The organism is Mycobacterium sp. NPDC003449 (genome assembly GCF_053588415.1).
This window is the reverse complement of record NZ_JBSFPX010000091.1, coordinates 17,615-27,942: the sequence shown is the minus strand read 5'-3', so window position 1 is coordinate 27,942 and position 10,328 is coordinate 17,615. Positions and strand designations below refer to the sequence as shown.

Annotated in this window: 5 protein-coding genes and 1 pseudogene; 1 reads left to right on the top strand and 5 read right to left on the bottom strand. The window is 61.8% G+C overall.

Going from position 1 to position 10,328, the window contains the following annotated elements; all coding sequences use genetic code 11:
* From ACWDTP_RS21880 to ACWDTP_RS21860, 5 genes and pseudogenes are all read right to left on the bottom strand, one after another.
* Positions 1-692, bottom strand: a pseudogene (locus tag ACWDTP_RS21880) (AAA family ATPase); the annotation flags it as partial.
* A 199-nt stretch (positions 693-891) separates the two neighbouring features.
* Positions 892-2,106 (bottom strand): Wadjet anti-phage system protein JetD domain-containing protein, encoded by a 1,215-nt coding sequence (locus tag ACWDTP_RS21875; RefSeq protein ID WP_450023587.1) that lies wholly within the window; start codon positions 2,104-2,106, stop codon positions 892-894.
* Positions 2,107-2,109: 3 nt separating this feature from the next.
* The gene (locus ACWDTP_RS21870) at positions 2,110-5,481 is read right to left on the bottom strand and encodes an ATP-binding protein (RefSeq protein WP_450023585.1); all 3,372 of its coding nucleotides are present in this window, start codon (positions 5,479-5,481) and stop codon (positions 2,110-2,112) included.
* Complete coding sequence (locus ACWDTP_RS21865) at positions 5,471-6,229, bottom strand: DUF4194 domain-containing protein (protein ID WP_450023583.1); 759 nt, start codon at positions 6,227-6,229, stop codon at positions 5,471-5,473. Before ACWDTP_RS21865 ends, ACWDTP_RS21870 begins: the two co-directional genes overlap by 11 nt.
* Entirely contained in the window at positions 6,226-7,677 is a 1,452-nt protein-coding gene (locus ACWDTP_RS21860) for a DUF3375 family protein (protein WP_450023581.1), read from the bottom strand. Before ACWDTP_RS21860 ends, ACWDTP_RS21865 begins: the two co-directional genes overlap by 4 nt.
* Positions 7,678-8,302: 625 nt before the next feature.
* Between ACWDTP_RS21860 and ACWDTP_RS21855 the strand changes: the two genes are divergently transcribed.
* Positions 8,303-10,153 carry a hypothetical protein gene (locus ACWDTP_RS21855; RefSeq protein ID WP_450023579.1) on the top strand — a complete coding sequence of 617 codons (1,851 nt, stop codon included), beginning with the start codon at positions 8,303-8,305 and terminating at the stop codon, positions 10,151-10,153.
* The last annotated feature ends 175 nt before the right edge of the window (positions 10,154-10,328 follow it).

Genomic DNA, 10,328 nt, shown 5'->3' with positions numbered 1-10,328 from the left:
CCATGACTCCATCCTTCACAAGAGATGAAGCCTCCGGACTCACCGGGGCGATTCATGCTGTCTGTGATCAGGGGAATGAGTAGGCCAAGAGTCGAGCGGATACCGTCGCCTTGATCATTCAACATCGGCAACTCGGCAACCGCGTGGGCGTAGTCGGCAGTTACTTCATTGACACTAGGGGTTGGAAGACCGGGGTCTCCGATGCGGTAGTAAAGATTTGAAGCAAGTACATCGAGGTACAGGTTGATGCCGAAGATCTTTTCGGCCACTTCATGCACTTGACGGCGGGCTTTCTCATCGGTGCGTATGACGTGCATCGGATGTGTCGGCGCATCCCCAATCGTGGCCAACTGGCCCGTCCCTTGACAAACTTCGATGCGCTCGGCGGGCCGTTGGTGAGACACGAACCACGGCGTGAGGCTCATCGGGGTCGGACTGTCCCGACGCCATGCGGCCACGATATTCCCTTGGTAAGCCTGCTGCTTGCGATTGATCTGGGTGCGCCCGTCGCGCTCCTCAAATCGCGCGTTGGCCCTGAGCCAAGCCATCATGTCCTCCAGGGTGCCTCCCCAAGGGCTCAGCATCTCGGTGACAACGCATGGCGCGTCCGACCTCGCTAGCGATTGAGACCGCAAAATCTGGACGATGTTGTTGAGGAGCGTCGTTTTGCCGACGTTGTTCGCACCGACCACCGCCGTGACACTCCCCGGCCCCGGGAGTGGCAGCATCTCACCCCCTCCGATTCGGATGCCGTGAAGTCCAAATCCAAAGGCGTCGGCGTTGCCCGTCGTGTCATCACTAACCGTCACAGTGCCCCCTGGATCTTGGCAAGATCTCGCCCGATTGGACGCTCAATGCTTGCACAAGCGTTAGGGTCACTTCCGAATAGAATCACGTGCGTTGAGGTCTGCAAACAACAAACACCCTGAGGGCCGTGATTACATCCGCGATGGGGATGTGTTCCTGTTCCAATTGACGGTCCTTGCCGCGGCAGCGGTGCTCCTCATTGAGTCGCTCGTAGATCCTCCGCTCGGAATCATGCAGGCCCACTGGCACGTCGGCGTCGCTGAGGCCTTGGTCGCGCGCGCTGTCGTGCTGCTGGTTCGGGTAGCGGTCCCAGGTTTGTTCATCCATCAGGACAGAATTCACGTTCATTCCGCCGCGGCGCAGCGAGGCGAGAATGGCCAGGCCGGCACGGTCGATGTCTCCCCAGTACATGAGCGTCTTCGCGGTGGCGGTCCACCGCAGATCCGCCAGTGAGGTGACGCCGGATCCCAGCCCATAGAGCACGGCCAGGCCGGGTGCGACGATGTCCAGGGTGTGACCGAGTTTGCGGTTCTCGACGATCAGAATCGACTCGGGAGCAAGGGAACTCGCGTTCAGCGTCGACAGCGAGGCCGCAAACCGGTCCATCCCGGCCGCGGCGGCACGTAACTGGGTGCAGGCCAGGTACACGTGGATGGGTGACTGCTCGGCCAGCAAGCCGATGTGGGCCTCCAGTCGTGCTTGCGGGTCACCGGGTCCCGACGCGCCCAGCATTGCGCCCAGCAGTGCCGCATTGGCCTCGATCCATTTGGTGTGCACGCCGGGGACTGCGAGCTGGCGGAGGATCAGCGCGTCACCGGGGCCATCAGCGATGTGTGCGACGGTGGCGGTGGCGTTGTGCCACTCGGCTTCGCCGAGTTTGGCGATGGTCCTGGCGATCGGGAGCGGAATCGCCTCGACGCTGCCCCACACCACCTCGGACATCTCGACCACCGCGGCGAACCGCTCACGAGCGATGGTGAACATTCGCGCTATCTGCGGAGACAGTTCGAGAGCTTGGTCCGCATCGTTCAGTGTCCACCATTTGGGCAGTTCATGTGTTCCGAGCCCGCGCGCGCGACGCGGTTCGGTGTGAATGGTCCCTGGAAGGGTTTGAGCGCGAGCCGCCTCCCACGATGCGGCCCATAGCTGCGCGGCTGTGACGTTCTTGTCGAACTGCGCGCCACGCGGGGCCTCGAGATTGATTCTCAGTGGCCAATTTCCCCTGCCGAGAGCCCATTTCACCCAGTTGTCCTGGCTGAGTTGCTTGACGTGTGCAACGGCATCCTCGACCGAGCGCATATCTCAACCCGCCGGCTGACTGGCGGTGGCGGCCGCGGCTTCCTTGCGAAGCGCGGTGAGCCGCTGCACGGTCACCGTTTGGGCTGATGCCCGCTCGTCGCTGTTCTTGCTGACCATGACAACGCTGTCGATGTAGGGCTGGATCACGGTGGTGTTCGTCACCGTCGCGACGATGACCAATTGGAAGCCGAAGCGCCTGAATGCAGACAGCGACTGACGCGCGAAGTCGGGATCGGATTTAGAGAACGCCTCGTCGATCATTAACTGCGCGAACACCGGCCGGCTGTCCCTACTGTCGTGGTCGGCGAGGTTGTAGCTCAGCGCGCCGGCCAGGCAGAACGCCATGAGCTTCTCCTGTTCGCCCCCGGACTTCGCGGTGGCGTTGGTGTAGGTCGCCTTGGGGGTCCGCAGGTCGTCTTTGTCGTACTCGGCGCAATAGAAGATAAATCTGTTGCGGACATCGAGTGCGTCGGCCTTCCACCTGCGATCCTCGCTCTGCTCGGACGCTAACTTGTTGCGCAGCTCCAGAATGTCCTGGTACTGGTCGAATATCGCTTTCTCGTCGCGGTTGGACACCGCCGGGATCCGTTCGGAAATTCGGCGGGCGATCTCGTTGAACTGCATCGCCGCAGTCAGGTGTTTGTCCTCCGCGCACAGCTTCAGGATGGTGCCGGGCGCGAACTCGACCGAGACCAAGCCCGCATTGACCCGGTTGATCTGGTCCTGGATCCGCTGCGCCTCGTCGTCGGCGAGCTGGTAGAGCCGAAGGATGGCGTGGGGTGCCTGCTCCGTGATGAGCAGCAGCATCTGTTCCTCGGCTTCGGCGACTTCTCGGTCTTTGATGCGCCGCCACAGTGCCACGTAGTCGTGGACCTTCTCGTCCAGGTCCGAGCTGTCGTTGGGGATGGCTTCGGGAAAGTCGATGTCGAAGTTTCGGATGATGGTTTCAAGGTCTCGCCGAAGGCGGTTGACGTTGACCTCCAGGCGCTGTTGATCCCCGGAGATGATGCGCCACAGCTCGGTGACATAGGGGGTGGGGTCGAGCAGATCCAGTGTTTGAGAAAGCTCCGGGAGGTAGGCCTCGATGGCTTTCCTGGAGTGATCCCCCACCGCGGCGGGCCGCAGCGTTTCCTGCAAGTTGAGCAGTTTGGTGCGCCGGGTGTCGTGGCCCTCCGATTCGAGTTCCAGGCGCGCTTGTCGGTTGCCCAGGAGTGTGATGTCGTTTTTGTACTTCTCGGCCTCGTCCTCCAGTGCGGACAGGTCGGGATTGTCGGCCATCAACGCGTCGAGTTGGCGCTGCAGTGCCTGCTCTTCGGCTTCGGCGCTGACCAAATCGACCTTGCTGAAGCGGTCGAACTGGCTCAGTTTCTCCCATAGAGCACCTTTTGTGCGCAGCCCGATCACCTTGGCGTCGATCTCCGTGAGGGCCTTCTGGGCCCGCTCGAAACGCTCCTGCGCCTCCTCCAATTCCTCGCGCAGTGCCGCGATCTTCTCGGCGATGTTGCCCTGGAAGATGTAGGTCGACGGACTCAGGTCGCCCCGGTCGTCTTTGATGCTGCGCTTCTCACTCTCCTTGCGGAGCCCCTGGTCGGTGACCGCTCGTCGGTAGTGGCCGAACTCCTCTGTGCTGTCGACGAGGGTGTAGTCGCCTTGTTGAGCGATCAGGTGCGCGGCCGTCCGGGCACATTCGTGGCCGGGGTCGATGAGCTGCAGGCAGCCGGCGAGACTGTTGCGGGGTGGCTCGCTGGCCGGAAGGTCGGAGGTGACCTTCTCGATCCGTAGGAAGCCACGCATGTTGTGGTCGTTGACGTACCGCAGCGCTGCACGGTGGTGCCGCTCGGGAACCAGCAGCGCCAGCCCCGTCCCGCGCAGCACTCTCTCAACGGCCTTACGCCACCGGGATCGGTCGGGCCGGAGGTCCATCAGTTCACACACATACAGCAACTGGCCGTGGTTGAGGCCGAGCGCCTGGGCGATCTCGCCGCGCATCCGGTCAGCGTCGCGGGGAACCGTCGAGCCCCTGGCCTCAACGCGTTTGAGTTCCTCGGCGGCGGCACGCAACTGGTCGCCGGCCGCGCTCTTGGCCGGGGCGAGAACGTCAATCATGTGGGTTTGCAGCGCAGTCAGTTGATCAGTGATGTTGCCGATGGCGGCGAGGCTTTCGACCCTCAACGACTCGAAGTCCTCAACTGTCTCCGCCGGTGGAAACTCCAGGTCCCAAAGCACTTCGTCATACGTGGTGCGGGCTGCGCTGACGTCCTGGGTGTGGACGCGTGCGCTGTTCAACGCGGTCTGCAGCGGGGCAAGGTCTTTGCTGATACTCGTGATGAGGCTGAATACTTCTCGCCGCCGGGCGTCGAGGATGCTCTGCCGATCAGCGAGTTCTTGGGTTTCCTCGCCTATGCGGTCGATCTCGGTGCCCAGACGCTCGATCTCCGGTGGTATTTGAGCTACGCGCCGTTGATCCATCCACGCCACCACGGTCTGGCGCTCCAGCACGTGGATCGTTGCCAGTTGCGCGGATTCGCTGACGTAGTTCTGGTGGATCTCCTCGATGTTGCGCAGTCGCTCCAGCTTCCGGCGCGCCACGCTGAGGGCGTCGCGGGCCTGCACCAAGGGGTTGATCTGTTCCAGCGCGGTGTTGAGTTCTTTGAGGGATTCCGGCTCGTCGAGCATGTATTCGCGGACGAAATCCTCCATTCCGCCAACACTTTTGAGAGACTTAGCCTTACCCAGGAGGTCAAGTGCTGACGAGGCTCCGGTCAGGCCGATCGCACCGTAGAGAGTGTCGAGATACCATCCTTCGTCTTTGCGGCGGCACTGCCAGCCCGCTTTCTCGAGGACCGATTTCGAGAAGCCGCCGACCGCCCAGGCGTCACAGGCGTCTTTGATGTCGACATCGGCGTTGATGATCGCGTACAAGCTGGAGGCATTCGATTCCTGGCCTGCTTGCAGCCATTTGAGTACAAGTCCGGTGATGACCGATCCAGTGCTGCCAGAGTAGGTCACGGCGATCGCCGACCACGCCGCACCGGTGGGACGCAGGAACTTCTTGCGCACCCGTTCGCCGGGGTTCTGGACGTCGCCGACCATGCCGCGGATGTACTTGTCGACGCTGCGCTGACTCGACTGTGGGGCGTGCCCGCCCGATTTGTCGTTGGAGGCGTTGAAGTTCCGACGTCGCTGGGACAGGAACGCCACCGACAGCGCATCGAGAAGCGACGACTTCCCTGCGCCCGATGATCCGGTCAACAGAGTCCCCGTGCGGGTGAGCGCGATGTCGTGATAACCGTCGAACACTCCCCAGTTGATGACCTGCATGCGTGACAGCCAGTGCTGGCGGGGTTGGTGGACCGCGCTGCCGTTAGTCGTCATCGGATGTGCCGTTCTCGGTGGCGGCCCAACCCTCGGCGTCGACATCATCGGTGTTGAGATCAACCTGACCGCTGCCGTGGACGGGGCCGCCGTCGCTCTCGCGCCGCAGCCGCTCGAATTCCCTGTCCAGTTCGTCGACCATCTGTCCGCTCATGACCGCCAGGATCGCCGGGCTGATAGAGAAACTGTCCGGATCGTCGCCGCTGGGCAGCAGGACTTTGACTTTGACCATCTTGGCGATGGCGTCTTCGACACGGCCACGGAGCATGGCTTCGTCGCGGTCTTTCTTGTGGCGGATTCCGATGAACAACTCATGGATGTCATCGCGGCCGATCAACTGGTCTGCGCGGCTGGTGCGCGCGATGCGTGCAAGCTGCAGCGCCAGGATGGAGGCGTAGGTTCCCATGGGTTCGCGCCGGAGAAGTTTCCGCGCTCGGGGATACTGGGTGTCGGGTTGCGCCTGTTCGGCGTAGGTCACTTCGAGGTCTTCGTGGATGCGGAGTTTGAGGTCCAGCTCGCATAGACGCGAAGCCAGCACCCGGCGGTGGTCGATCACCCACCCCCACAGGTCCGGATGGGCATCCTTACTGATGTAGCGGCGCGTCAACAGATTCTGCAGCGCCCAGCAGGCTTGACTGGGCAGCTCACCGGAGTCGCCTTCAAAGCGTGGGAGCCGGGACGCTCCGGTCGCCGCCGCGCTCTGCTGAACCTCGGGCAATTTGTCAAAGTTGAAGTCACTCAGGGTCATTGTCGCTCCGCATCTGGCAACGGCGAACGAAAGTAGAGTTCGGGGACCTCCATCACGCATTCGCCGCCGGCAATGGAGCGAAAGCGCACGGGCCGAGTCACCCGCTTCTGGTCACTGTCTTGCTTGGACGCCATGGACCACAGCACCATCACGTCGCCAAGAAACGGTGTCTCGACCATGCCGACCACTTCTGGTAGCGATACGGGTCCGACGGCCACCGCGGTGTTGACCAGTTCGGTCAGCGCCACCATGTCGACCTGCGCGGCTAGGGCGCTGAAGCCGCTCAGATCCGCAGGAGCGGCGGCTTCCCGCGCCGCTTGCGGCGGAGTCGGATCTTGGATGTTGAAGCCAAGCTGGTCGATTGAGGTCGCAGCCAGAGCGCCGATCGGGAAGTCAACCTTGGTGGGTGAGTCGACGATCGACTCCCCCAGCAGGGTCTGGGCCCTGGCGATCGCCTCATTAATCTGTCGAGCCAAGCCGCGGGCCTGCTCTGCAGTCCCTGACCTGAAGAAGCGGTTAATCCGTTGAGCGCAGCGCTGTTCGGTGCGGGCGACTTCGCCGATCTGAGCGTTGACGCGTTTGAAGAAGCTGCGCATCACATCGCGCAGGCCTGGGTGCAGGTCCGGTAGACGATCGGTGATCAGGTCGATGTCGGCCTTGAGTCGGGCGCGTTTGTCGGGGTCTTGCACCGTATGGGCGAACGCCATGTAGGAGGCGCGTTCCCGCGAGCTGAACAAGTCGTTGTAGTCGGAGAACATCTGCGCGGAGCGGTCGCGGAATTCGCGGTCGGACTCATCGGTCCCGCTGATCAACCCCATGGTGATCTCGTTCTGTCGGCTGCCGTACCGAACGACGTCGTTGACGATCTGTTCCATCTGCAGCGCGATCGACTGCGCCTCGTCAGTGAGGTTGAGCATGTTGGGCTCCGGCCGGCGCCCCTCATCCAGTTCTTCGAGCAGTCGGTAGAGTCCTTCGATCTGAGCCTCGATGTCTTCGCGCACCCGTTCGGAATCGTCGTCGAGTTGGGAAGCAACCTTCTTCAACCCGCTCGAAATGCGGTCCATAGAGCCACCGGTGGCCACCGATGCCGCCCTACGGAGCCCGCGCAGGAACGCCAGCACGTCGCGGGCGTCCTCGCTCAGGGAGCAGTAGTTCTGCGCTGCCGGCCCGGTGCCCACTGACACACGGTTGAGAAAACCGTCGCGGGACCAGCGTTTGATCAGGGCCAGCGCTGTCAGATCTCCCAGGCCAACGCAATCCATATCCTGCTCGAGTCGGGGGACCAGCTCGGATTCGGTGATCTTCGCGACGTGATCGAGGTGTCTCTCCATCAGCGTCACATAGGCCGCGAGATTGTTGGCGGCCAACAACCGGACAGCCGGAGCCTCCTGCGCCTGTTGGTTTACAGCGAACAGCTCGGCAACGCCGTGTCCCAATACATCCGCCATCCCATTCCCATTCCCGGCTTCCCAGGGTTACAGCCAACTAAGCCTGCCCTGCTACCAAGTGACGTCGACGATTCCCTCCCGATCGCTGCTGCCATTTTGCTGACTGCAAGATCAATGATGGCCTCGGAGTCCGACATCTTTGTCGGTGTCGACTCAGCCATCGCCAGCATCGTCCCAGAAGTTTCATAGTTGGCGCAGGTCAACGTCGATATCACCCGTTCGACCGACGCCGCCATCCCATTCGACAGACCGGCGCCTGCGAGATGCATCTCGTAGGCCCTCCTACGACTCTGTCGGCCACGCAGCGCTTACGATGCAGCCAGAAGGAGGCCCGGGCCAACCTCGGCAGATTGCCTTGGACTGCTGAAATCCCAAACGGATTTCTAATTGGATATCGACGGACATTTGATGCCGGCTACAGACACAGAGACGGGACACCGCAGCAAACATCACACAAGCCGACCGCAACTGACTCAGCGAGATCAGTGGCTTGCATGAGCGAGTCGAATCGCCAAGGTCGCCGTCGCCGACGAATCTTTTTCAACCTCGCCCGAGTTCCAGCACGGTTGTCCGACTGGTGCTATACCGTCCCGAACACACTGTCACGTTGTGCTCAGGAGGACTCATGACATTGGGGTATCGGGCAATCCTCCGACTGAGCCGCACGGAGAATGCGATCAGCGTCGCCGAATCTCAGCTCAGCGCGTGGCTGCGCGGGCGCAAACATAAGGGCATCGAAGTCAGCGACTGGGATGGTCCCGGACGATACCGATTGGGCAACAACGCCGAGCTGCTGGTTGTGCACGCCGAAGACGGGCTCGACGGCAGCCAACGCCGCCTGTACCGAATGGATGAAGCCAACCCTTCGGGCGCGTGGATCGTATCGCTATACGCATTGTCGGCACCGCAAGCGCGCTCGCTTCAACAGACGCTGGTCGTTGAGGTCTCAACCAAGGCAGCCGACGCGCGCGATGCCGTGACGAAGACTGCGCCGCCAACACTGATGCGACAGATTCTGGATACCCACGCCGCACACGACGGCGCAGCACCCCTCACCGGCATGCCACAGTTCGTTCGGGGCGACCGCGCCAACGAAGTGTTGGCGGCGATACAGGACCAAGACCGCACCACATCCGTCGTCGTTGCACCGGTCCCATGGACTGAACACGAAGACAACTGGCGAAAGATCGTCGCCAGTCTCACTGTGGACAGTGTTGGCGTCGCGTCAACATTTGTCACCGACGCCAAAGCAACCGAGATACTCAACAAGGCGCTACCGCCATCGCACTCGGTCGCGAAAGGCGTCGTGAGAACCTACGCCCCACGCGTTGACACCGAGGCATCCGAAGACCGCCTACGCCACCTGATGCTCTTCCCGGACACTCTCGCACGCTCGCTGGTAGGGAAAGATGCCACTCGGGTCGCCGCACCCCTGTCCAAACGTCACGCAGAGTCGACACGACTTCGCTACATCGAGCGCGAACTACCTAAAGATGTTCGCCGAGGCATCGACCTTCTCCGCCGCGCCGAAGCAGAGCAACTCCGCGCACAAGCCGTCAAACAGACCGTCTCCACCTTCCACGAAGAGTCACGGAGGGCTGCGCAGTCGACGGCTGACGCCCCGTCCGAGCGCCCCTTCACTCGCCTGACACAGATCATCAGACGGTGGGTCGGTCCTTCGGAGTCAGTATCCGAGGAGTCGGTCGAACGCCTCGGCGCGCAACTGGAAGCGAAGACCGCCGAGATCGCGCTGCTGGAGGAACAATTCAACCAAGCTGTTGACGAGAACGCAGCGCTGCGGGGAGCATTCGAGAATTCCCGCTCGCAGTTCGACGAACTACATCTCGCAGTCACGATTGCCGAAGACAATGTGCGCGACGCCGAGCGCACTGTCACCCAATTGCGCCAACGTCTGGTCGAACACGGTAAACCCGAACTTGCTTTCGTCGCACCCGAGGAAGACGTCTGGAAAGACGTTCCCGACGACATGTACGAGCTGCTAGCCCGAATCACTCCAGGCGCAAAAACCCACCCGGCATTCGAGTACGTGGTTTTCACTGGGGACGAAGACAAGACACTGGACATCGAGCGATACGGGCAGGGAATGCGCTATGCCCACGCATTCTGGGACAGTATTCATGTACTGCATGCCTACGCAGAGGGACGGGCGCAAGGTCGGATTCAGTGCGGCGTGCACGGCTACCTACAAACCGACCACATCATCGGGCACAAGTGTCCACCAGACCGGCATGCCTCGGGTGAAAGCGATATGACACTGCGTCGCTGGGGCAAAGAACGGACCCTACCGGTCCCGAAAACAGTCGATCCCAAAGGAATGATCGTAATGGCTGCGCACTTTCGCCCTCCATGGTCTGACCAGACCGCGCCACGCATGCACTACTACGACGACACCGCGAATACCGGCAAGGTGTATATCGGCTACATCGGACGGCACTTGAAGAACACCAAGAGCTAGCTCGGTCGCATCCGCCGATCCGGCAATCGACGTCCCATAGCGGTCGCAATGGAGGTTCCATATGCCGTGCGATCAGCTCTGCTGCACGAATAGGTGACAGTTGAGTCTATCTGAACTCGCCTCCCACGGAATCAGGCGTTCCGTGCGTCCCGGTGCAACTCCCGGGTTCTGGCAA